The sequence below is a fragment of the Pseudomonas sp. N-1-13 genome (genome assembly GCF_057787095.1).
This window is the reverse complement of sequence record NZ_JBYNRI010000001.1, coordinates 2,600,195-2,623,258: the sequence shown is the minus strand read 5'-3', so window position 1 is coordinate 2,623,258 and position 23,064 is coordinate 2,600,195. Positions and strand designations below refer to the sequence as shown.

Genomic DNA, 23,064 nt, shown 5'->3' with positions numbered 1-23,064 from the left:
GCTTGATTCATTGTGCCGCCGGGGTCAGAGGCGGATCAGTCTTCGCCAATCTCCACCACATCACCATTCAGGCGCACCGGCCACACCCGCAGACGCTGCTCCGGGTATTCCAGGCAATGGCCGTCTTCCAGGCGGAAATGCTGTTTGTACAGAGGCGATGCGATCACCAGCTCACCCTTGATGCAGCCTAACAGTCCCCGACCGATCACGTTCGCCCCGGACTTGGGGTCGCGATTGTCGATGGCGTACAACGGTTTGTCCTGCTGTTCGGGCAGGTACAACAGCGCCACCTGGCGGCCGTCATGCCAGGCGACCACGCCGGAGTTGGGCACCAGATCCTCGCGGCTGCACAGGGCACGCCATTGCACGGGACTTTGGGCCGCGTTGCGGGTGGGGATACGAACGACGTTTGACTGGCTCATCAGAGCACCTCCTCGGTGACGGGAATCAGGTGAAGCTCGTGGGCGTGAACCGGCCGGCGCTGGCCGCGTTCCCTGACGAAATGAACATCCGGATCACCGCGACCGTCGTTGACGAAGGTGCGGAAGCGCTTGAGCTTGTCCGGGTCTTTGAGGGCGTTGGCCCACTCGCATTCATAACGATCGACCACCAGTTGCATCTGGGCTTCGAGTTCGGCCCCCAGGCCCAGGCTGTCTTCGATGATGACGTCCTTGAGGTAGTCCAGGCCGCCTTCCAGGCTTTCGCGCCAGACCGACGTACGCTGCAACTTGTCGGCAGTGCGGATGTAGAACATCAGGAAGCGGTCGATGTAGCGGATCAGGGTCGCGTCATCCAGGTCGGTGGCGAACAGCTCGGCGTGACGCGGGCGCATGCCGCCGTTACCGGCCACGTAAAGGTTCCAGCCCTTCTCGGTGGCGATCACGCCGACGTCCTTGCTCTGGGCCTCGGCGCACTCGCGGGTGCAACCGGACACCGCGAACTTGAGCTTATGGGGCGAACGCAAACCCTTGTAGCGATCTTCAATGGTCAGGGCCATTTGCACGCTGTCCTGCACGCCATAGCGGCACCAGGTGCTGCCCACGCAGGACTTCACCGTGCGGGTCGACTTGCCGTAGGCGTGCCCGGTTTCGAAACCCGCTTCGATCAGTTCGGCCCAGATATCCGGCAACTGGTGCAACTGGGCGCCGAACAGGTCGATGCGCTGGCCGCCGGTGATCTTGGTGTAGAGGTCGTATTTTTTGGCGACCACGCCGATGGCAATCAGCTTGTCGGCAGTGATTTCGCCCCCGGCGATGCGTGGCACCACCGAATAGGTGCCGTTTTTCTGCATGTTGGCCATGAAGGTGTCGTTGGTGTCCTGCAACGGCACCAGGGACGGGTCCATGATCGGCTGGTTCCAGCACGACGCCAGGATCGAGCCCACTGCCGGTTTGCACAAGTCGCAACCGGTGTGCCCGCGGCCGTGCTTGGCCAGTAGCTCGTCGAAGCTGATGATGCCTTCAACCCGCACCAAGGCATAAAGCTCCTGGCGGGTATAGGCGAAGTGTTCGCACAGGCTCTTGTCGACACTGACGCCGCGAGCAATCAGTTCGTGCTCGAACACCTGCTTGACCAGGGCGGCGCAACCCCCGCAACCGGTGCCAGCCTTGGTATCGCATTTCAGTTGCCCAAGGTCGGTGCAGCCGCTGTCGATGGCCGCACAGATCGAGCCTTTGGTGACGTTGTGACACGAGCAGATGGTCGCCGCCGCAGGCAGTGCTGCCGGGCCCAACGTGGGTGCACCTTCGGAACTCGGCAGGATCAGGCCGGCAGCCTCCTTGGGCAACGCGATGCCGTTCTGCATGTATTGCAGCAGGGTGTCGTAGTAGCTGTTGTCGCCCACCAGGACCGCGCCGATCACTCGTTTGCCGTCAGCGTCCACCACCAGTCTCCGGTAGCTGGCGCTGGTTTGATCGATGAACTGGAAGCTGCGCGACCCCGGTGTATTGCCGTGGGCGTCGCCGATGGAACCTACGTCCACCCCCAGCAACTTGAGCTTGGTAGACATGTCCGCGCCAGTGAACGGCTCGGCGCTTTCACCGCACAAGCGAGCCGCGACGTTGCGGGCCATCTGGTAACCCGGAGCGACCAGGCCGAAGATGCTGCCGTTCCAGGCTGCGCATTCGCCGATGGCGTAGATGTCCGGGTCACTGCTCAGGCAATGGTCATCGATCACCACGCCACCGCGCGGGCCGATCTGCAGAGCGCACTGGCGAGCGAGGGCATCCTGGGCGCGAATGCCGGCAGAAAATACGATCAGGTCGGTTTCCAGGAAATCGTCATCGCCGAAATTCATCCGATAACGGTACTGCTCACCGGCGCTGATGGACTGAGTGCCCTTGGACAGATGCACGCCGACGCCCAGTTTCTCGATGCGCGCCTTGAGGGCCAGACCGCCCTGCTCATCCAGTTGTACCGGCATCAATCGCGGGGCGAATTCCACCACATGGGCTTCCAGGCCGAGGGTCTTGAGGGCATTGGCCGCTTCCAGGCCCAGCAGACCACCACCGACCACCACACCCCGGCGGGCGTTGCTTGCGGCGGCACGAATGGCGTCCAGGTCTTGCAGGGTGCGATAGACCAGGCAGGAATCGCCTTCGGCGCCCTGGATCGGTGGCACGAACGGGTAAGAGCCGGTAGCGAGCACCAGTTTGTCGTAGCTGATGCGAGCCTGGGCAGTGACCACCTGGCGCGCCTCGCGATCAATTTCCAGCACCGGCACGCCCAGGTGCAGCGTGACGCCAGGGGTCTGGTACAACGAGGCTTGCCCAAGCGCCAGGGACTCGGCGTCACGGCCAGAGAAATACTCCGACAGATGCACGCGATCATAGGCGCGCATCGGTTCTTCGCTGAACACATGCAGGTGGTAATGATTGAGGGCACCGCGCTCGATCAGTTGCTCGACGCAGTGATGGCCGACCATGCCATTGCCGATCACGATCAGTGTTTGCAGCTTGTTCAGGGAAGCAACGTTGGAATTCATAAAAGCACCCGACAAAAGCCCATCACGGTTTTGAAAGCAAAAAAAAAGACGCCTGAAACCTTGCGGTTCCAGGCGTCTTTGCCTGTTCTGTGCGGTATCGATCCGGCGACTGCGCCCCGATCTACCGTTATCCCCGGCCTGCTGGCTCTCGATCTTCGTTGACCGACGGGGTTGCCCACTTGAATGTATTTACAGTGGGCCTGAACAGCCTCTTGCAGCGAGCGTGCCAAGCCTTTGTCTGCCGCCCTGAAGTCATAGACCCAACGCTGCTTGCAACCCTCTAAAATCCCTGTGGGAGCGGGCTTGCCCGTGAAAAAGGCCGTCCAGTCACCTCATGCTTACAGGCGCTCGCCTGACGCTTCCATGCGCGGACGATTGCCTTGCCATGGTGCGATCCATCGCCTGCGGCTTCATAAAAGTGCAGTGACTGGGCTGACGCTATCGCGAGCAGGCTCGCTCCCACAGGGGGGCTCGGGCCATTCGCGATGGGGAAGGTTCAGGTTGCGCCGATGCGGGCGGCCCTATCCACCATCGCCACGATGGTCACAAAGAGCTCTTGCTTGGCCTCGGCGGCGCTGACTTCCCCGGTGGCAGCGGCATTGGACAGGGCTTCTGCCGCACCCAGCATCGCCCGCAGACTCGCCTGGGTGATGGCCCGTGTACCGGCGAACGGTTCCAGGACGGCTCGGCACTTGTCCAGGAAAATCGCCTCATATTCGCGCTTGATGCGCTCCAGTTCTGGCGAACTGGTCAGCGCCGCGATCACCCCCGGGATCTCCCGGCCTTGCAGCAGGACGCATTCGACAAACGAAGCAGCAATCACCTCGGCGCGGCTTTGCAGTGTCGGTTCGCTCGCTTCCAGGGCGGCATCCATGAGCGCCGTCTGACGGGCATCGAAATCCTGATAGAGCGCCGCCAACAGCCCGGATCGAGTGGTGAAGTGGTCATACACAATGGGTTTGGTTACCCCCGCCTGTTCCGCGAGGCGGGCCAGGGTCAGCGCTTCGCTGCCCTCCTCTCGCACCAGCCGCCAGGCGACATCCAACAGCTGCCGTTGCCGATCCTCGCGAGACAAGCGTCGACGGGGAGCAGCAGAAGATCGCGAATTTTCATCAAGGCTTGACATGCTAACTTTACCAACCGTAACTTACTAAAGGTAACTTAACCAAGCATACCTGCTTGATACCGGTCATTGCCATGAGGAGTTTTGCCATGCACGCACTCATCGTTGTCGCTCATCACGATCCCCATTCCCTTACCCACGGCCTCGCGAAAAAAATCGCCCAAGGCCTGAGCCAAGCCAATCCCGTCGATACGTTCGAGATCGCCGACCTGGCCGCCGAAGGCTTCGATCCGCGGTTCAGTTTCGCCGATCACGCGGTACACCACCGCGAGGCCTCACCGCCCATGGACGTTGTGGCCGAACAAGCCAGAATCGACCGCGCAGATGCGCTGGTGCTGGTGTATCCCATTTACTGGTGGTCGATGCCAGCATTGCTCAAAGGGTGGATCGACCGGGTGTTTTCCAACGGCTGGGCGTTCGATTTCAGCCTCGATAAACCCTTTATCAAAAAACTGCAGCGTTTGCAGGTGCATCTGGTGGCCCTGGGCGGGGCTGATGAGGGTACGTTCCTGCGCCACGGTTATGGCCAGGCGATGACCGCGCAAATCGACCACGGCATCTTTGATTACTGCGGCGCCCGGGTGGTCAGTTCCCAACGTTTGCTCGACTCGGAAACCCTCGAACCGGCGCTTCACCTGGCCACTGCCTATGACCTTGGCCGGCGGCTGTTTCCGCAGCGCGAGGAGACTGCACAGGTTCAAGCCAGCAGCGAGTGCGCCTGACCGCCATCAGAGCACGCTGCCCTTGGCGGCGGAGAGGAGCTGATCACGCTTGTAGATATCCGGGATGTACACCGCCTGCCCCTGGTTGTCGGCTTGCACTGTCCAGTAGCCCAACAGAATCGGCACCGGCCTGGCCAGCCTGAACTCATGAGTCAGCCCGCTGGCCAGCAGCGTGTCGGTGCGCAGACGTTCAGTCGGGCTCACCAACCAGTCACGCAACTGCATGGCCTGTTCGACTCGCACACACCCCGAACTGAACGCCCGCGGTTCCTTGCTGAACAGTGACTGGCTGGGCGTGTCATGCAGGTACACGGAAAACGGGTTGGGAAAGCGGATCGCCATTTTACCCAGTGGGTTTTGCGGACCGGGGTCCTGGCGCAGCATGAGGCCGCCGGGATGCTCCCAATCGATGTCCTGGGCCAGTAACGGCAAGCCATCGCGATCGATCACCCTCAGGTTGTGTCGACTCAAGAACTCTGGGTCGCGACGAATCTCAGGCAGTTTGTCTTCACGCATGATAGTCGGGGGGATGGTCCAGGTCGGGTTGAGTGTCAGTCGTGTCACTCGGGACTTGAGCAATGGTGTTTCCCGGTCCGCGCGGCCCACTTGGGTGCGGGTTTGCCAGACCGCTGCGCCGTCCTGGTAGACCGTCAACCGGGCCGCCGCCACATTGACCAGTACGCTGTCCGGCTCCAGGTCCCGGGCCAGCCAGCGCATGCGCTCCAGATTGACGCGCAACTGCTCGCGCCGCATGAACGGGCTGATGTTCAGCTCCGTCACCGTCCATGGCCCCACTACCCCATCGGCTTGCAGCGAATGGTGAAGCTGGAAGCTTTTCATCGCTGCCACCAGGTCGGGGTTGTAGTGATCGTCGATGATCACGGGGGGCGCGCTGAAATAGCCTTCGCTGAACAATCGCTGGGCCAGGGCCGGTACGCGGGCGTCCCGCTTGTCCGGGTGCAACAACGGGCCGCCGGGCACCGGTTGCCATTCGGGCAAGGGCTGTTGCCGTTGCCGGGCGTAAAGTTCACGCAAGTTGCGATACAGCGCCAGGCTCGGCCGGGCCTGCTCAAAGGCCTCGTCCAAGTCGTGCAGGCCCGACGCGGCAATGGCCAACACCTCGGCCTGACGATCCTGCGGCAGCGGGTCGGCCTTCCATACCGGCTCCAGGCGGTCCTGAGGCAGGTATCCGAAACGCAGCTCATACAGCGCTTGCAAGTAGCGCTGACTGATGGCGATGTCTACACAATGGGGGTTTTGGGCGGTTCCTTCTGCGGGCAAGCTGTAGCGTGCCGGGTCCAGTCCGTCGTCGGCCAGTTGCTGCAACTGTGCCTGCAACGCCATCCGTCGCTCATCGTCCGACCAGACGTCCTGGCCTGCGTTTTGCTCGTAGAACGCCTGCAAACTCATCATCGTCGGAAAGTCGACGCCTGCGGCCAGCTCGGGACAGTTGATCGACAGCTGGGCCAAGGTGGTTTGCACCAATGCCGGATCGCTTTGCTCGGCTGTTGCGACCAATGGCGCAGTGAGCAATAAAAGGCTCAGGTAACATGCGGACTTTTTGAACAACTGCTTTACTCCAATCCATGGCCGTCCCGTTGACGGTCAACTTTGCGACAGGTACGACCCGCCATCATGCAAACAAACCAAATCGGACGGGATGCCGCAAACGAACACCACCGTGGGAATTTTCCATCTTCAGCAAGCCTCTTGCGCCGACTCTGCCTGGTCATCACCGGCCTTGGCGTGATGTGCAGCCCGGCGCTGGCCGACAAAGGAAATTCTCAGCCGCTTTACAACAGCCTCACCCACGCGGCGCCGGAACTCAATCCCCAAGCGCTCAAAAGTGCCTTGAGCGCCATGCAATGCGCTGTCGCCAACGGCGCTCGCCCAGCCCGCCACCTAGCGGTCATCGACTACTCGCAACCTTCCACGGCCCGTCGCCTGTGGATCTTCGACCTGCGCCAGAAGAAGCTGGTATTGCGCGATCTGGTGGCCCACGGGCAAAAATCCGGGGAAAACTTCGCCACGCAGTTCTCCAATCGCCTGGGCAGTTTCCAGTCGAGCCTGGGACTGTTTCGCACTCAGGAAAGTTATCAGGGCGCCCATGGATACTCGTTGCGCATGGACGGTCTGGAGCCGGGCTTCAATGACCTGGCCCGCGACCGCGCGATCGTGATCCACGCCGCCGATTATGTGAACCCGCTGTGGAGCGTGCGTCAGGGGCGCATCGGCCGCAGCCTGGGCTGCCCTGCCGTCCGCCCGCAGGTGGCGCGCAAGGTGATCGACAAACTTAAAGACGGGCAATTCATGTTTTCCTGGTACCCGGACCCGAGCTGGCTCAAGCGTTCGGCCTACCTCAACTGCCAGCCGCAACAGGTTGCGAGCATTTTGGCTACTAGCGGCAGTTAGGTAGCACCTTTGTGGCGAGGGGATTTATCCCCGCTGGGCTGCGAAGCAGCCCCAATGCAGCAGACTCCATCTTCCTGGCACACCGAGTTGGCAGGCAGGGCTGCTTTGCAGCCAGCGGGGATAAATCCCCTCGCCACAGATTGCACCTGCTGAAAGGCTGGTTAAAATGCCGGCCTTTCGCATTGCTGGCCTTGTCCGATGAACCCTGAAGCCCTTCAAACCCTGCAGACCCATTTACTGACGGCCCTGACCTCGGTGCCGGAAGAAACCCGGCGCCTGTTCCATGGCCGCGGTCGCTGCTGGCCGGGGTTGGAGCAGATCACCGTCGACTGGCTACAAGGGGTGATGCTGGTTTCGTTGTTCAAGCAGCCTGAGCCGACGCAGTTGGACAATCTGATGTCCACGCTGCTCGCCCTCACCGTTACCCCGGCCTGGCAACAGAGCAAGGCCCATACGCTGGCCGTGCAACACCGTTACCTTCCCGACAGCCTTACCCAGTGGCTGGTGGGTGAGGCTCTGGACGAATGGACCTTGGTCGAAGGCGGCTTGCGCTATCGGATCGACCTGGGCAAGAAGCAGAACAACGGTCTTTTCCTCGACATGCGCTACGGCCGCGACTGGGTTCGCGCCAACGCTAGCGGCAAGCGAGTGTTGAATCTGTTCGCCTACACCTGCGGTTTTTCCGTGGCAGCCATCGCCGGCGGTGCACAGCATGTGGTCAACCTGGACATGTCGCGCGCGGCCTTGAGTCGTGGCCGCGACAACCATCGCCTGAACGGCCATGACCTGAGCCAGGTGAGTTTTCTTGGCCACGACTTGTTCAAGTCATGGGGCAAGGTGATCAACAGCGGCCCTTATGACCTGGTCATCATCGATCCCCCCACCTTTCAGAAAGGCAGCTTCCTGCTGACCAAGGACTATCAGCGAGTCCTGCGGCGCTTGCCGGAACTGTTGTGCGCCACTGGCACGGTCCTGGCCTGCAGCAACGACCCCGCCACCGGCCCGGACTTCCTCATCGACGGCGTCACCCGCGAAGCGCCTGGCCTGAAGTTCGTGGAACGCCTGGCCAATCCCCCGGAGTTTCCCGACGCGGATATGGAGTGCGGCTTGAAGGCATTGGTGTTCACCCGCGACGATGGCTGCGCCGTGTAACGATGCCTGATGCGCCCCTTTGCAAGGGCGCTGTGGCGAGGAGATTTACGCCCTCGCCACAGCTTCGCGGCAGGTGTGCCGGCACAGGTTATTGCGGTCGCAGCGACCACCAAGGGGTGACCAGGCCAGTGGTTATCCGATGCACCATGGCCTCGACTTCCCGGCTCTTGACCGAACGGTAGATCGCCATGGTGCGCCGCAATTGGTCTTCGGTGAGCGTCACCGGCTCGCCTGCGGCCCAGTTCACATCTGCTACGGCCTCGAGCCTCACCCGATACCACATCGTCCCGGTGGGCTGGGTGATTGACTCCAGGGCGCTGGGCAGGTCGGCGTCCGGTTGCGCCAGGTTATCCAGCAATACCTGCGGCCAATGGGAGGGATCCACCGGCTCGCTGAAGGCATCCACCAGGTTTTCCTCCACCGTGTCCCAGATGGCCAGGCCGTCGAGCCAATCGCGAGACATCAACCCCAGATACGGGCGCCAGGCCAGTTCCCCTACGCGGGGCGTTTGATCATTGCTGTTGAATGTGTCCTGTGCGTCACTGAGCCAGTTGATGAAACCCTCACGGGTCATCGCGGCCCGGCGTTGCACAAGCTCGGGATATCGGCCGCTTAACACCTGGCCCCAATAGTCATAATGGTTGGTCAGGAACCTCGAAAAGTGTATGCCCTGGGGTTCGAGGCGGGCACGCTGAACCGAACCGAACATGAGGAAATGCAGCTCTAGCTCGGCAACGTCTGGTGTTTGCCTGTCCAGAACCCGCGCTTGCAAGCGGGTACGCAGTTGGGCCAATTGCTGGTCGAAATCTGCGATACGCCCCGACAGCTCGGTATAAAGGTCGGGGTAGCCAGTGTAGTACTGCAGGATACCGGCAGCCCTCTGACGATCTCCCAGGGCCAGGCCGCCTGGTTGATCGGCGTCTGCGTCACGGATGGCGCCGCAGAACCAATCGATGAAGCGTCGCCCTCCGGCATCGTCGCGAGCCACTTCCAATGCACTCTTGAGGTCGGGGAAGTCACGGAGCCAGTCATCGACGGTGTAGCGAAAGGCCTCGGGGTCCAATGCGCGAAGGGCGCGGATCTGGGTGCTGGGCAGTGGATTATCTTCGAGCCAGAGCCCAAGGGTGTTCGTCTTCGGCATGTTGCCAAGGGCAGGAATCAGATCTTCCTGGATGTTGCTGATGCGATTGCCCTTGAGGTCGAGGAAGATCGGATCGGATGAAGGCCTGGCCAACAGTGCCAGCGCTAATGCAGGTACCCGATCGAGCCCCGCGTTGGCCAGCTCCAGCTCCTTGAGGTGCGCAAGCTCCGGCAGATCGGGTAATTCCCGGCAGTTGTTACCGCTCAAGCGCAGGTCCTCAAGGGCCGTGGCGGCACGCAAGAATGCACTGCCCTGTTCATCCAGACGAAGGCCACAACGAACCAGGTCCAGCGCTTGCAATCCTGGTAAAGCGGTGATGGCCTCCAGCTCCTGGGGGGTGAAATGCAAGTTGTCGGACCAGACGAGTTCACGCAGGGACGGCAACTCAGCCAGGCGGCCGATGGCCGCGACCATACTGGCACTGGCCACGGGGTCCGAGCCACTGCTCACCTCGGACAGCTGCAGCTCTCGCAAACCAGTAGCACGGTCGGCGCCGATCAAGGGGGCAAAGGTGTCCGCATTCATATTGAGCGGATTTCTGCCCAATGACAGCTCCTCCAGAGAGCGAAACTCACCCGCCGCTACCGGCACGGCGGTGAGCTCATTGCCATGCAGGCGCAGCGTGTCGATATTGGGAAACAACCTCAGGAAATTCGAAGGATCTTCGCTCAGCCCCAGATGAGCCAACGTCAGCTCTTCAATATGCTCGAAACGTGCGCTGATGGGAGGAAGCCGGCCGATGTTCAACCCCGACAGACGTAGAGTCAGCTCGCTATCCTCCCTGAGCGGATCCGGCTCACGGCGCCAGGCGCGACGGATCTCCTGCGCCACCTCCCTGCGCATGGCGATGGTATCTGCACGGGTATATTCGCTCTCGACGGGGTGATGAACCCCCTCATGGACCTCCCACTGACGCAGGCCTTCGTCCAGCGTTGCCCAATCGTTGCTCAACCGGGTCACCAGGGTGTCCAGGCTGATGCCTTCGCGCCTGGCCTGATCGGCCAGGCTACGCTGAAGCCTGGCCAGCGATTCCCCGGCATAGTAGGGAAACAGGCGTTCAAGACGCCCTTCCACACGGTGGCGCCAGCCCTGCAAAGGAAGTTTCCCGCGCCCACTGAGCGGATAACCCAGGCGTCCGTTCTGCCATTGCAGGGCAGCTGCGTCGTTGCCCGTGCGTTTGAGCGACAGGTACGTACGCAGCCTCTGGCGATCGCCAAGGGCTTGCTCCATCAGCACCTTGCGAAGGGTGGTCGACGCCCAGATGTTCAAGCCGAGCGCGTTGCGTGCCTCATCCGGCATCGCTCTGAGCAGCGCCTCTTCGAGGCTCGAATCCCCAGCCAGCTCATTTCCCCTTTCGTCGAAGGGATGGTATTTCCCGCCGTCCTGGCGGATGACTTTCAAGGGGCCGTTCTCTCCCACCTCGAGCGGAGCCAACAACTTGTCCGACAACAGCCGCAGGTGCAACCGGCCTTGCAGTTGCGGCGCATTGCCAAGTAGGCCCATGACAATGCGATCCCGGTCCGCGCTGCTTTCACCCCGCTCAAGATCGCGCAAGGCTCGAGTCAGGCGCAGCTCAGTCAGGGCTTCTACGCATTGTTTACCCAGGCGTCCCGTCACCCGGCCTGCTTGCAGCCGCACCCGGTCCTGGCCCTGAGACTGCCGGGCAAGCTCGTTGGCGATGGATTCAGGCAGCCCGGAAAAAGCCCGAACTATCGGAGCGGCCAACGGATCGAGCCGGGTGGACGAGGCCATGCCAGCCGTCACCTGCGTAACATTGCGCTCAAGATAATCGGCCCAGCGGCCGGCCAACAACCGACTGCTTTCCACCGGGCGCAGGCCGATAGAACTCTGCCCCAGCAGCACGCGCTGTTCGTCCGCGCGAAGACCGGCCAGGATACGCTCCGCCCAGGCATGATGCTCCAGGTCCGCTTTGTCCAGATCGAGAAAACGCATGGTGGCCCTGTCGCCCACGGAGTGAACCTGCTCGCCATCGTGCAAGCGCAGCGTCATGTCCGCAGGCCAACCGGGCAAATCCACAAGGGTTTGCGTGACCTGAATGTGCGCGCTCCCGGGTGCTTCACCCGCGCGCAAGCGTCCAACGGTCTGCTGCACCCATTGCCAGTTGCGTGCCTCAGCGAGGGCATCGGCGAATATGGCCGGCATTGGCTGCCCGCCTACTTGCAGGTAGCGCAGATGCGCCTCGCTGATACCGACCTGCTGCTGTACGGCCAGGAGCATAGCGTCGTCCAGCTCGGCGGGCGTCTCGACAAAGTTGCGCAGCAACTCCAGATTGCTTCGCTGCAAGGGATTGCGGTGTGCCCATTGCCACCCGCGCGCGCGGCTCCACTCCAGAGGCGGGGTCACGCCTCGGTGACCGGCAGGCAGGCGCAGCCCCAGGGCCTCGCCGGTGCCTTGCACCTCGAAATAACGACCATCGATCCGCACCCATGCCTCGTCTGGCGTACGCCAGACACCCCAGGCGTCCTGCTCGGCCTCCACAGGCGGCAAGCGTCGCGCCTGGAAGGGCGTGACATCGCCATTCCACAGCCGCGTCGTGCCGTCATGCAAGGGCATGGGTTCAACAGCCCCGCCGATGAAACCCAGATAGGCACCTTGGGCGACCCCGAACAGCACGTTGAAGATGTGATTGATGCCTTCTTGCGCGTGGCCTTCGTTGAGCGCCTGGATACCTTCAAAGAACTCATACACCAGGCGCACCCCGCCCACCGCCGCCGCAGCCATCCCCATGGGAGCGCAGAACGGAATGAAGCTGACAGCCAGCATCAATGAACGCTCGGCAAGGCCTTCCCAATACTCCAGGCGTGCCAGCAATGCCTGCCAGTCCTGGTCCCGGGTCGAGATCATCAGCGCCGAGGCATTGCTCAGGGTGTGGGTGCGCCATTCGTGATAGCGATCATTCCAGTGATCCTCGCGAACATCGCTAAGGGTCCAGGGGACGTGGGGAACAGGCACGCGAATGCGCCGGGGATTACCCTCCTCGCCAAGCTCGCCTTCACGCCAACCCACAATACGCGCGTGGATTTCCTGGAAAAGGTTGAGGTTGTCTTTTATCTCCCACTCCACTTGGTCATGCAGGGCCTCACCTAAGCGGGCCTGCAAGCGTACCGGCAGGTAACGCATCAGGCTCTGGCGGTAACTGCGTTTGCGCACCAGTTCGGTCAGCTTTGCGGCCATGGCCTGCAGGCTGGGAAATTGCCTGATCGGGGCCACTACGTCATAGGGCAGGTGCAAGACGACCGGGCGAACACCTTTTGCGTCCCCTTTCAGCCCCCAATACACCCGTGCGCCGAACAACGGCGCAGACAGCACCTCCAGGCCCTTGACCTCACACGCCAGGGAAGCCACCAGACGATCTTCGAGGCGCACCCCGACATAGGCCAACAGTCGCTCGCCGGTGTCGTCCAGGCGTCCATCCAGCTTCGCCTCGTACGCGTCATAGGCGAGCAGACTGCGCGCGTAGGCCATATAGGCGTCAGCCACGACAGGAACCTCGTCGCCGATAGGCGGCAGGCGTTGCTTGAGCAGACGCTGGTAGGCACCGCCCACATCCACCTGCCGACAGACTCGGGCAAAACTGGCAGGGGTCGTGGGCAATGCTGTGGTGTCTGACGGCGCGCCCCAACGGTAAAACTCTCCAGGCTTGCCCTTGATGAAAAGCTCGCCGGTTTTATCGAAAGAACTGCCGGTGGCCGCATCAGCAGGAGGAAAGTTGCGCATGGCGGCCTCCACCACCGACAGAGAGGGGCCGAAGTGCTCGCGCCTGACCCTTGCCCGCCGTACTGCGTCGCAAACACTGCCGCGGCCATTGATCGGGCGCCAGGCCTGCATGGGTGGCTGAGCCTGTAGCAAATTGAGTGTGAAGGGTTCCGGCGCTGGCAGGTCGATAAGCAGTGCGTTCAGCGCATCGCTGTCGCGCTGCAATTGCTGGGCAAGGACCTTGAAACGCTCTTGGCGGTGGCGCGAAGCTTGTTTCAACCAGGCCGGTAGCCTGGCCTGGATGAAATCGATATGGGAATCGACAGTGGACATGAAGGACCTCCTTCCTTGGGGTCGATTAAGCATCTGAAATTTTGAAATACACTAAGCCGGGGCGTGGGCGATCCTCTCCAAAATGAGCTTGTTTTTAAACCGCCCAACCGTTGCAAGGGGTTGCAGGTTCCATGGCCAGTCGCTGACAGGTCTGCATCAAATGCTTGCGCCTGATCAGGATCACACCACCAACGTCAACCACGCCGACATCAGCAACAACACCGCCATGATCCGATTGAACCGCCCCATGGCCACGGTGGATCGGCAGAATCTGGCGGCGCCGAGGCCCAGATACGCCCAGGCGGTCATGCATGGGATCGAAATCGCGAAGAACGCCAGGGACAGCCAGAGCACCCGCACGGTGCGGTCGGCCTCGGTGCCGGCGAAGACGCTGACCACCGCCAATGCCATCATCCAGGTCTTGGGATTGACCAACTGCAAACCGGCCGCCCCCGCCAAGCCAAGACGCGGACCCTCAATGGGTCGCTCAGGGTCGATGGCCTGGACTGGCGTGCTGAATATTTGCCAGGCCATCCAGCTCAACCAGGCAATTCCGGCCCATGACAGCAAAGTCTGGAGCGTTGCATGACGGGCCAGCACATCGCCCAATCCAGTGCCCACCAACAACACCAACAAGGCTGCGGCGGCGCAGGCGCCGAGGATGATTGGCAAGGTGGTCGCCAGGCCAAAGCGCGAGCTGTGGCTCAGCACCAGGATATTGGTCGGGCCCGGGGTGATGGAGGCAACAAAGGCGAACAAGGCGAACGGCAGCAACTGGTCCATGGAGCAACATCTCGGTGAATGATCGTAGCCTGATCATTCCCCACCCAACCGCGCTCAGTCTGGAACGTTTGAGCAACGCTTGCGATAGTCCGCCGGGCTCAGGCGATAGGCGCGCTGGAACCAGCGACCCAAATGACTCTGGTCGGCAAAACCGAGTATCGCCGCCACCGCCACCGCGCTTTCGCCACGGGCCAGCAAGCGCCGGGCCCGGGCCAGGCGTAACTGGATCAGATAGGCATGGGGGGCGAGACCGAACGCGGCCTTGAACGCCCGGGTCAGGCGAAAACGGTCCACCCCGGTGACCCGTGCCAGGTCATCCAGCCCGATGTCTTCACTCAGATGACTGTGCAGATAATCACGGGCCTGCTGCGCCACCAATGGCAGGCGCGGATCGGGATTGATCCGCGCACGCCAGTGCAGGTGCTGGGTCAGGTTGGCCAGCAAGGTGTCGAGGGCCGTCTGGCGCACGATGCGCATCTCCTGCTGATGCAAACTCTGGAACGCCATGGCCGTGGCGTTCGCCAGCCGCGCATCGTCGGCCAGGGTGGCGGCGAATCCCAGCTGTGCATTATCCGGAGCCACGTCGAACAACGACCGCAGTTCGCGCTCCAGCCACTGTGGCTCGAGGTACAACGTGCGATAGGTGAAACCGCTGGCGTGGGGCGCGTTGCCGTCATGCAACTCGCCAGGCTCGAGCAGAAACACCTTGCCCGGCGTGCTGTTGTGCTGCTGGCGGCGACAATGGAACTGCTGCACGCCCTGTTCGGTCACGCCCACCAGATAGGCGTCGTGCCAATGGGGATCGTAGGCATGCCCCTCGAAATGCGCGCGCACGGTCTCGATGCCGGACGTGGGGTCCTGCTTGAGATCGATCCAGTTGCGCGTTGTCATGGGCAGTCTCGTTTTTGTGTATCAGCACGAGCAGGTTAACCGCTGGCGGCGAGGGTGTCTGGAAGATTTGTGCAGTTTTGTTTTCGCCGAAACGAAGCAAATGGATCCATTAAAGACTGCCAACCGTCTACCAGGACACCAAAAATATTGACAACCGAAATAGTTAAGAGAGTTAATGGATCCATAAGCACAACAACATCCGCCCGGAGATCCGTCATGTATCCCAAGAACACCTGGTACGTTGCCTGCACCCCCGATGAAATCGCTGACAAACCTCTGGGCCGCCAGATCTGCGGCGAGAAGATGGTTTTCTACCGTGGGCATGAAGGCAAGGTCGCGGCTGTCGAGGACTTCTGCCCCCATCGCGGCGCCCCGCTCTCTTTGGGTTATGTCGAAAACGGTAACCTGGTGTGCGGCTATCACGGGCTGGTGATGGGGTGCGACGGCAAGACCGTCGAAATGCCCGGGCAACGGGTCCGGGGGTTCCCTTGCAACAAGACGTTTGCGGTGCAGGAGCGTCATGGGTTTATCTGGGTCTGGCCCGGTGACCAGGCCTTGGCTGACCCGACGCTGATCCATCATCTTGAATGGGCCGAAAGTGACGAGTGGGCGTACGGCGGCGGCCTGTTCCATATCCAGTGCGATTACCGCCTGATGATCGACAACCTGATGGACCTGACCCACGAAACCTACGTGCACGCCTCCAGCATCGGCCAGAAGGAAATCGACGAGGCGCCGCCGGTGACCACGGTCGAAGGTGACGAAGTGGTCACCGCCCGGCACATGGAAAACATCATGGCCCCGCCCTTCTGGCGCATGGCCTTGCGCGGCAACAACCTGGCCGACGACGTGCCGGTGGACCGCTGGCAGATCTGCCGTTTCACCCCGCCCAGCCATGTCCTGATCGAAGTCGGCGTGGCCCATGCCGGCAACGGCGGGTATCACGCCGCGCCGCAGTTCAAGGCGTCCAGCATCGTGGTGGACTTCATCACCCCGGAAACCGAGACATCCATCTGGTACTTCTGGGGCATGGCCCGGCATTTCCAGCCCCAGGACGAAGCACTGACCGCCAGCATTCGCGAAGGCCAGGGCAAGATTTTCAGCGAAGACCTGGAAATGCTCGAACGCCAGCAGCGCAACCTGCTGGATCACCCGCAACGCAGCCTGCTCAAGCTCAATATCGATGCCGGCGGCGTGCAGTCGCGTCGACTGCTGGATCGTTGGATTGCCCGTGAGCGCGAGCCACAAGCGGGATTGATTGCCAGCACCCATCAGGGAGAGCAGCGAGCATGATTGAAGTCCAGGTCACGGCGCGACACAACGAAGCCCAGGACATTTGCAGCTACGAGCTGACGAGTGTCGACGGCCAGCCTTTACCGGCGTTCACCGCCGGTGCCCATATCGACGTACACCTGCCCAACGGCATGATTCGTCAGTACTCGCTGTGCAATCATCCCGAGGAACGGCATCGCTACCTCATCGGGGTGCTCAAGGATGCCGCGTCCCGAGGCGGTTCGCGCAATTTGCATGAACAGATTCTGCCAGGCGCGCGCTTGCTGATCAGCGAACCGCGCAACCTGTTCCCCCTCGCCCCCGAGGCTCGACGCAGCCTGCTGTTTGCCGGCGGTATCGGTATTACGCCGATCCTGTGCATGGCCGAACACCTGGCCCAGAGCGGTGCGGCGTTCGAGCTGCATTACTGCGCCAGGTCCAGGGAGCGTGCAGCCTTTATCGAACGCTTGCGCCAATCGCCTTATTCAGACCGGGTGTTTCTGCACTTCGATGAAGAGCCTGCAACCATGCTGGACGCCGCCAGGGTCCTGGCCGCCCCCAGTGAGGATCTGCACCTCTATGTGTGCGGTCCCGGTGGCTTCATGCAGCATGTCCTCGACACCGCCAAGGTTCAGGGCTGGCGGGAAAGCTGTGTGCACCGCGAGTACTTTGCCGCTGCGCCCACCGACGCCCGCTCGGACGGCAGCTTCTCGGTGAAAGTCGCCAGCAGCGGTCAGGTCTTCGAAGTACCCGCCGACCGAAGCGTGGTCCAGGTGCTGGAAAGCCATGGCATCGAGATTCCGATCTCCTGCGAACAGGGCGTGTGCGGCACCTGCCTGACGCGTGTGCTGGAAGGTGTGCCGGAGCACCGGGATATGTTTTTGACCGAGGCTGAACAGGCTTGCAACGACCAGTTCACGCCGTGCTGCTCCCGCTCGAAGACGCCACTTTTGGTGTTGGATATCTGACCCAATACCCTGTGGGAAGAGCTTTGTGGGAGCAAAGCTTGCTCGCGATGGCGGCGACTCAGTCAGCATTGCTATCGGCTGACAGACGGCTATCGCAAGCAAGCTTAGCTCCCCCAGCCGTATGCGCGCTCACTGCGACCGAACAATCACCTTCATCCGCTCATCAGCCAACGTCGAGCCGAACACCTCGGCATAACGCAAAGTCGCATTGGCATGTTCGCGCATGATTGCCTCGGCGCGGGCTCCCTGGCGATGGATCAGCGCATCGAACACCGAGTGGTGCTGCATGTGGGCGTAGTTGAAGCGGCGAAATTCGCCGGCCATGTTCTGACGATCCACCGCCAGGGCGGTGACTGAGGCAAATGGCAGGTGATCGTTGCGAGCCAGGGCATCGGCAATCGCCGGGTTATGGCTGCCCTCGACGATCACCTGATGAAAGCGCATGTTCAAGTCGTGATAGACCTCAAGGTCATCCTCGGTCACATAGCCCTTGGCAAACAGTTCGTCGCCCTGCACCAGGCATTGTTCAAGTGCCGCTCGCCCCTCTTCGGATAAGCCACGCTCGGCCGTTTGCCGCGCGGCCAGGCCTTCGAGCACACCACGCACTTCCACGGCCCCGGCGATTTCCTCGGCACTGACCGAGCGCACCTGGAATCCACGACCACCGAAACGCACCAGCAGCCCTTCCTGCTCCAGGGTACGAAACGCCATGCGCACCGGCATTCGCGAAACACCGAACAACTCAGCCGTGGGGATTTCCATCAAGCGCTCACCGCCCGCCAGCTCGCCTGAGGCGATCATCCTGCGCAATGCGACCAGCACCGTTTGGCCGGGCTTACTCATCCAGGTTCTTCCAGAGAAAACAGAGTCGCCATAGTAGAAGGCTTGGGACGGTGTGTCACGGCGGGGGTATGGAGCGAACGCAAGAGCAATCGAACGCAGGAAAATCCGCGGGGCAGGCAGACCGCCATCGCGAGCAGGCTCGCTCCCACAATGGGTCCGCCATAGATCCTTGTGGGAGCGAGCCTGCTCGCGATGGCGGCAGACCAGACAACATTGATGGCAAGCCTTGCTGTCACGGATTTTGGGTCTGGACCGACTAGTTCGCCCGCAGGATCGACAGATCTTCGCCGCAATACAGCGCCTCGACTTTCGCCGCGCGCCATTGCAACACCGCCCGTTGGTTGATCGAGCCCTTGTCGGTGATTTCACCACGATCGATGGAGGGCGGCTCATCGAGCAAGGCAATCCACTCTACGCGGCTGGCGTTGCCGCTCGCCTCGCGGTTAAGACGTTGCAGCCAATCGGCAAACCACTGGCGTACCGGTGGGCTGGCCAAGACCTCGGCATCGCTGGCGCTCGGGGACAGGCCTGACAGACGCCGGCATTCAGCCAGCCGTGGGAACACCAGCGCGCCCAGGCACTCGCGATCCGGCGCGGTCACCACCAGGTCCTGGACGTACGGGGTCCCCTCCAGCACCGCTCGGTTGCGCAGCGGCCCGACACTGACGAACACCCCGGAGGACAGCTTGAAGTCCTCGGCTATCCGTCCGTCAAACATCAGGCCCAATTGCGGGTCATGGGGATCGGCCAACTTGATCGCATCGCCCGAACAGTAAAAACCGTCTTCGTCGAACACCTCAGCGGTCTGCTGCGGCGAGCGCCAGTAGCCGGGCATGATGTGCGGTCCGCGGAAGCGCCCTTCGAACTTGCCGTCCACCGGCACCAGCCGTACCTCGCAGCCGGGTGCCGGCAAGCCGATGTAACCGGCCATGGACAACGGCCCGGTGGTAAAAGTGCAAGACGGCGACGCCTCCGTCATGCCCAGCCCGGCCATCATGCGAATGCGTTCGCCGCAATGCTGTTCGGCGACCTTGTCGAGCCGGTCCCAAGTACTTTGGGACAGACCCGCTGCCGCAAAAAAGAACAGACTGATGCGCTCGAAGAACCGCTCGCGCAACTCGCCGTCCTGCTCCAGGGCACTGACCAACTCTTCCCAACCTTTGGGCACGGTCAGGTACGCAGTGGGAGAAATCTCCTTGAGGTTGCGCAAAGTTTCGGCGAAGCCCTGGGCGGTGGGCTTGCCGTCGTCCAGGTAAAACGTGCCGCCGTTGTACAACACGATGCCGACGTTGTGACTGCCACCGAATGTGTGGTTCCACGGCAACCAATCCACCAATACCGGCGGCGCTTCACCGAACACCGGAAAGGTCTGCAACAGCATTTGCTGATTGGCGCAGAGCATGCGTTGGGTAGTGATCACAGCCTTGGGCAGCTTGGTGGAGCCCGAGGTGAAGAGAAACTTGGCAATGCTGTCCGGTCCGGTGGCGGCAAAGGCCCGCTCGGCCTCAATACCACCGGGTTGCGCCAGCAGGCTGGCAAAGCTTGCCCTGGACCTTGCGGCCATTTCCCCGCGCACTGTGATCAAGGGGATGTCCGCCGGCAGCACCGCATTGATCGCCCGCTCAAACGGCGCGGCCTCGCTGACAAACACCAGCCCCGGCTGCAACAAATCGCAAACGTGCCGCAGCTTGGCGAAATCCTGGGACAGCAACGAATAGGCCGGCGACACCGGGCAATAGGGAATCCCAGCGTACATCGCGCCAAGGGCCATTTGCAGGTGCTCGATGTCATTACCCGATAGCAGCGCCAGGGGCTTTTCGGCTGACAGGCCATAGCTCAACAAACCTTGAGCGATGGCCCGCACGCTGTCGAGCATCTGGGCATAGCTGACTCGACGCCAGTCCCCGCCCGCCTGGCGGGCTGCAATAAAGGTCTGTTGCGGGCGCACCTCGGCCCAATGCACCAGGCGATCAAGCAAGCGCGTCGGCAACGCAGCCAACGGCTCCAGGGAGCGCATGTGCAGGATGCCCTGCTCTTCTCTGACTTCAACGGCTGGATGACCAATCGACACCTGGCGATAGCGCCCGGGGCCGGCTCGGGAGGACGATCTGAACTCAACACTCACGTACATTTCCTCCATCAAGGCACGCCGAACCCGCGCGAAGCGAGCGGAGCGTGGCAGCATCTGGCTGCGGCCTTGTTATTGTTATGTCTGGCCTGCATCGGGCCGGCGATGTCCACGCGCCGCCGCCCGCAATGCGACGGATATCAGATCGGGTAATGCCGGGCGCCGTTCTGCATCGTCACCCAGCGCAACTGGGTGAAATGCTCGATGGACGCCTTGCCGCCAAAACTGCCGTAACCGCTGGACTTGACTCCACCGAAGGGCATCTGCGCCTCGTCGTGCACGGTCGGACCATTGATGTGGCAGATGCCCGACTCGACCCGTTGGGCCAAAGCCAACGCCCGAGTGGTATCGCGGCTGAAAATGGCTGCCGAAAGGCCGAACTCGGAGTCGTTGGCCAGGCGCAACAAGGCTTCGTCGCCTTCACCACGCAGCAACACGGCCACCGGACCGAAAGACTCTTCGCGGTACAGGCGCATGTCTGGAGTGACGCCGTCGAGCAAGGTCGGCTGCAGAATGCTGCCGTCCAGTTGCCCTCCCGCCACCAGCGTCGCGCCTTTGGCCAAGGCATCGTCGATCAACCCCTTGATACGCTGGCCGGCACTGACGTCTACCAGCGAACCCAATACCGAATCACCGGCCGCAGGATCACCGGCACGCAAGGTGGCGATCTTGGCGCTCAGCCGGGAAACAAAGGCATCGGCCACGCTGGCATCGACGATCAGCCGCTCGGTGGACATGCAAATCTGCCCCTGATTGAAGTACGCCCCGAAGGCGGCGGCTTCTACCGCTGCATCCAAGTCAGCGTCATCCAGCACCAGCAACGGCGCCTTGCCGCCCAGTTCCAGTAATGCCGGCTTGAGGTGGCGCGCCGATAGTTCGCCAACGATGCGCCCGACATGGGTCGAGCCGGTGAAATTGACACGGCGTACCGCCGGGTTGGCGATCAGCCGCGCGACAATGGCCGGTGCATCTGCCGGGGCATTGCAGATGACATTGACCACGCCATCGCCCAGTCCGGCGTCCTGCAATACCTGGCCAATCAAGCGGTGCACCGCCGGGCTGATTTCAGAAGCCTTGAGCACCACGGTGTTGCCGCAGGCCAGAGGCATGGCGATGGCGCGGGTGGCGAGAATCACCGGGGCATTCCACGGCGCGATACCCAGCACCACACCACACGGCTGACGCAGGGCCATGGCGAAACTACCAGGCACATCCGAAGGAATGATTTCGCCATTGATCTGGGTGGTCATGGACGCGGCTTCGCGCAGCATATTCGCCGCCAGATGCACATTGAAACCGTACCAGTTGGCCATGGCGCCCGTCTCGCCGGCAGCGGCGATGAACTCGCCAGTGCGCGCCTGCAATTGCTCGGCGGCACGCAGCAGACGCGTGCGTCGCTCATTGGGCGCCAGCGCTGCCCAGGCGGGAAACGCAGCTTGCGCGGCGGCCACGGCGGCGTCGGCATCCTCCAGCGTGGCAGCCGCCACACGGGAGACCACTTCACCGGTTACCGGATTGCAACGCTCGAAAGTCCGACCGTCACGGGCGGGGCACGACTGGCCGCCGATCAACAGGGGCACGTCCAGCATGGTGATTCCTCTTTATTGTCTTTATAGGGAACACATTCACAGTAGCGCCAAGGGCTTTTGAACAACAGCCTGCGGGCGCAGGATAGACACCCGCCGCGCCGTCGTCTCAGCGCTTGTAGGTCTGCAACCCCGGCTTGATGCTCTTGTCGTCGAGGAACTGCTTCATCCCCTGCTCGCGACCACCCTCGGTGTCGAGCAGGCGCGACTGATCGAGCTTGGCATACAGGTAATCCTCATTCTGCTCCCACGTCAGTTCGCGGCAGCGTTTGAACCCGTGCTTGGCTGCTCGCAACACCACCGGGTTTTTCTCCAGCAGGTTACGCGCCAGCTCAACGGTGACTTCGCGCAGTTGCGCCAGGGGCACGCTTTCGTTGACCAGTCCCATCTCGGCGGCTTTCTGCCCGCCAAAGGTTTTGCCGGTCATGATGTAGTACAGCGACTGGCGATGGCCCACGGTATCAGCCATGGCCTTGCTGACCAGATTACCGGGCGGGATGCCCCAGTTGATTTCCGAAAGGCCGAAGGTCGCCTCGTCAGCGCAGATCGCCAGGTCACACGCCACCAGCGGGCTGAAGCCGCCACCGAAGCACCAGCCATTGACCATGGCAATGGTCGGCTTGGCGTACATGCGCAGCAGTTTCCATTGCCACTGGGAGGCTTCGCGACGGATTTTTTCTTGCAGGATTTCAGGCCCGGCATCTACTTCGCGGAAATACTCCTTGAGGTCCATGCCGGCCGTCCAGGCATCACCGGCCCCGGTCAGCACCAGTACACCGGCGGCCGGGTCCTGCTCCAGGGTTTCCAGCACGTCGATCATCTCGCGATTGAGCGTTGGACTCATGGCGTTGCGTTTTTCTGGACGATTGAGGGTGACCCAGGCAATGCCTTCCTCGATATCGACCTTGACCGTTTTCCAGCGACCTTCGTAATTGCTCATGGCGGGCGTGCTCTCTTGTTCTTGGCTGAAGATGAGCAAAAATTAAACTCGAAAACTAGTTATGTCAATT

Annotated in this window: 16 protein-coding genes; 5 read left to right on the top strand and 11 right to left on the bottom strand. The window is 61.9% G+C overall.

Going from position 1 to position 23,064, the window contains the following annotated elements; genetic code table 11:
* Nucleotides 1–35: 35 nt before the first annotated feature.
* The 3 genes from nirD to AC3I65_RS11865 form a co-directional block, all read right to left on the bottom strand.
* The gene (nirD, locus tag AC3I65_RS11875; protein ID WP_488523751.1) at nt 36–422 is read right to left on the bottom strand and encodes a nitrite reductase small subunit NirD; all 387 of its coding nucleotides are present in this window, start codon (nt 420–422) and stop codon (nt 36–38) included.
* The gene (gene nirB / locus AC3I65_RS11870; RefSeq protein ID WP_107322504.1) at nt 422–2,983 is read right to left on the bottom strand and encodes a nitrite reductase large subunit NirB; all 2,562 of its coding nucleotides are present in this window, start codon (nt 2,981–2,983) and stop codon (nt 422–424) included. Before nirB ends, nirD begins: the two co-directional genes overlap by 1 nt.
* Nucleotides 2,984–3,479: 496 nt before the next feature.
* On the bottom strand, nt 3,480–4,109 hold the full coding sequence (locus AC3I65_RS11865) for a TetR/AcrR family transcriptional regulator (RefSeq protein WP_305468373.1): 630 nt from the start codon (nt 4,107–4,109) through the stop codon (nt 3,480–3,482).
* Between the two features lie 86 nt (nt 4,110–4,195).
* Between AC3I65_RS11865 and AC3I65_RS11860 the strand changes: the two genes are divergently transcribed.
* Nucleotides 4,196–4,828: an NAD(P)H-dependent oxidoreductase gene (locus AC3I65_RS11860; protein WP_310662550.1), complete on the top strand. Its 633-nt coding sequence runs from the start codon at nt 4,196–4,198 to the stop codon at nt 4,826–4,828.
* A gap of 6 nt (nt 4,829–4,834) precedes the next feature.
* On the opposite strand, the gene AC3I65_RS11855 is transcribed toward AC3I65_RS11860, so the two are convergent.
* Nucleotides 4,835–6,397 carry a L,D-transpeptidase family protein gene (locus AC3I65_RS11855; RefSeq protein WP_488523750.1) on the bottom strand — a complete coding sequence of 521 codons (1,563 nt, stop codon included), beginning with the start codon at nt 6,395–6,397 and terminating at the stop codon, nt 4,835–4,837.
* A 180-nt stretch (nt 6,398–6,577) separates the two neighbouring features.
* Between AC3I65_RS11855 and AC3I65_RS11850 the strand changes: the two genes are divergently transcribed.
* Both AC3I65_RS11850 and AC3I65_RS11845 read left to right on the top strand, forming a co-directional pair.
* Complete coding sequence (locus tag AC3I65_RS11850; protein ID WP_047226636.1) at nt 6,578–7,240, top strand: murein L,D-transpeptidase catalytic domain family protein; 663 nt, start codon at nt 6,578–6,580, stop codon at nt 7,238–7,240.
* Between the two features lie 198 nt (nt 7,241–7,438).
* A complete protein-coding gene (locus tag AC3I65_RS11845) occupies nt 7,439–8,392 on the top strand; it encodes a class I SAM-dependent methyltransferase (protein ID WP_076384948.1) in 954 nt (317 codons plus the stop codon).
* Between the two features lie 88 nt (nt 8,393–8,480).
* Here AC3I65_RS11845 and AC3I65_RS11840 read toward each other — a convergent pair whose 3' ends face one another.
* The 3 genes from AC3I65_RS11840 to AC3I65_RS11830 all read right to left on the bottom strand — a co-directional run bounded on the left by AC3I65_RS11840 (nt 8,481) and on the right by AC3I65_RS11830 (nt 15,257).
* Complete coding sequence (locus AC3I65_RS11840) at nt 8,481–13,583, bottom strand: dermonecrotic toxin domain-containing protein (RefSeq protein WP_488523749.1); 5,103 nt, start codon at nt 13,581–13,583, stop codon at nt 8,481–8,483.
* A 180-nt stretch (nt 13,584–13,763) separates the two neighbouring features.
* Nucleotides 13,764–14,366 carry a LysE family translocator gene (locus tag AC3I65_RS11835; RefSeq protein WP_139050347.1) on the bottom strand — a complete coding sequence of 201 codons (603 nt, stop codon included), beginning with the start codon at nt 14,364–14,366 and terminating at the stop codon, nt 13,764–13,766.
* 54 nt (nt 14,367–14,420) lie between these two features.
* On the bottom strand, nt 14,421–15,257 hold the full coding sequence (locus tag AC3I65_RS11830; protein ID WP_454864802.1) for an AraC family transcriptional regulator: 837 nt from the start codon (nt 15,255–15,257) through the stop codon (nt 14,421–14,423).
* 216 nt (nt 15,258–15,473) lie between these two features.
* Between AC3I65_RS11830 and AC3I65_RS11825 the strand changes: the two genes are divergently transcribed.
* On the top strand, nt 15,474–16,550 hold the full coding sequence (locus AC3I65_RS11825) for a Rieske 2Fe-2S domain-containing protein (protein ID WP_488523748.1): 1,077 nt from the start codon (nt 15,474–15,476) through the stop codon (nt 16,548–16,550).
* A complete protein-coding gene (locus tag AC3I65_RS11820; RefSeq protein WP_448693778.1) occupies nt 16,547–17,497 on the top strand; it encodes a PDR/VanB family oxidoreductase in 951 nt (316 codons plus the stop codon). The genes AC3I65_RS11825 and AC3I65_RS11820 overlap by 4 nt, the downstream gene beginning before the upstream one ends.
* A 129-nt stretch (nt 17,498–17,626) precedes the next feature.
* Here the strand turns inward: AC3I65_RS11820 and AC3I65_RS11815 are convergent, their stop codons facing one another.
* From AC3I65_RS11815 to AC3I65_RS11800, 4 genes are all read right to left on the bottom strand, one after another.
* On the bottom strand, nt 17,627–18,340 hold the full coding sequence (locus AC3I65_RS11815) for a GntR family transcriptional regulator (RefSeq protein WP_047226532.1): 714 nt from the start codon (nt 18,338–18,340) through the stop codon (nt 17,627–17,629).
* A gap of 256 nt (nt 18,341–18,596) precedes the next feature.
* On the bottom strand, nt 18,597–20,465 hold the full coding sequence (locus AC3I65_RS11810) for a feruloyl-CoA synthase (RefSeq protein ID WP_047226637.1): 1,869 nt from the start codon (nt 20,463–20,465) through the stop codon (nt 18,597–18,599).
* 143 nt (nt 20,466–20,608) lie between these two features.
* Entirely contained in the window at nt 20,609–22,057 is a 1,449-nt protein-coding gene (locus AC3I65_RS11805; protein ID WP_076384959.1) for an aldehyde dehydrogenase, read from the bottom strand.
* 106 nt (nt 22,058–22,163) lie between these two features.
* The gene (locus AC3I65_RS11800) at nt 22,164–22,994 is read right to left on the bottom strand and encodes a p-hydroxycinnamoyl CoA hydratase/lyase (RefSeq protein WP_003202420.1); all 831 of its coding nucleotides are present in this window, start codon (nt 22,992–22,994) and stop codon (nt 22,164–22,166) included.
* Nucleotides 22,995–23,064 lie beyond the last annotated feature (70 nt).

Bases quoted from the DNA above. Each gene is read 5' to 3' on its own strand.
- nirD (WP_488523751.1), bottom strand. From the start codon at position 422: ATGAGCCAGTCAAACGTCGTTCGTATCCCCACCCGCAACGCGGCCCAA.
- nirB (WP_107322504.1), bottom strand. From the start codon at position 2,983: ATGAATTCCAACGTTGCTTCCCTGAACAAGCTGCAAACACTGATCGTG.
- AC3I65_RS11865 (WP_305468373.1), bottom strand. From the start codon at position 4,109: ATGTCAAGCCTTGATGAAAATTCGCGATCTTCTGCTGCTCCCCGTCGA.
- AC3I65_RS11860 (WP_310662550.1), top strand. From the start codon at position 4,196: ATGCACGCACTCATCGTTGTCGCTCATCACGATCCCCATTCCCTTACC.
- AC3I65_RS11850 (WP_047226636.1), top strand. From the start codon at position 6,578: ATGTGCAGCCCGGCGCTGGCCGACAAAGGAAATTCTCAGCCGCTTTAC.
- AC3I65_RS11845 (WP_076384948.1), top strand. From the start codon at position 7,439: ATGAACCCTGAAGCCCTTCAAACCCTGCAGACCCATTTACTGACGGCC.
- AC3I65_RS11840 (WP_488523749.1), bottom strand. From the start codon at position 13,583: ATGTCCACTGTCGATTCCCATATCGATTTCATCCAGGCCAGGCTACCG.
- AC3I65_RS11835 (WP_139050347.1), bottom strand. From the start codon at position 14,366: ATGGACCAGTTGCTGCCGTTCGCCTTGTTCGCCTTTGTTGCCTCCATC.
- AC3I65_RS11830 (WP_454864802.1), bottom strand. From the start codon at position 15,257: ATGACAACGCGCAACTGGATCGATCTCAAGCAGGACCCCACGTCCGGC.
- AC3I65_RS11825 (WP_488523748.1), top strand. From the start codon at position 15,474: ATGTATCCCAAGAACACCTGGTACGTTGCCTGCACCCCCGATGAAATC.
- AC3I65_RS11820 (WP_448693778.1), top strand. From the start codon at position 16,547: ATGATTGAAGTCCAGGTCACGGCGCGACACAACGAAGCCCAGGACATT.
- AC3I65_RS11815 (WP_047226532.1), bottom strand. From the start codon at position 18,340: ATGAGTAAGCCCGGCCAAACGGTGCTGGTCGCATTGCGCAGGATGATC.
- AC3I65_RS11805 (WP_076384959.1), bottom strand. From the start codon at position 22,057: ATGCTGGACGTGCCCCTGTTGATCGGCGGCCAGTCGTGCCCCGCCCGT.
- AC3I65_RS11800 (WP_003202420.1), bottom strand. From the start codon at position 22,994: ATGAGCAATTACGAAGGTCGCTGGAAAACGGTCAAGGTCGATATCGAG.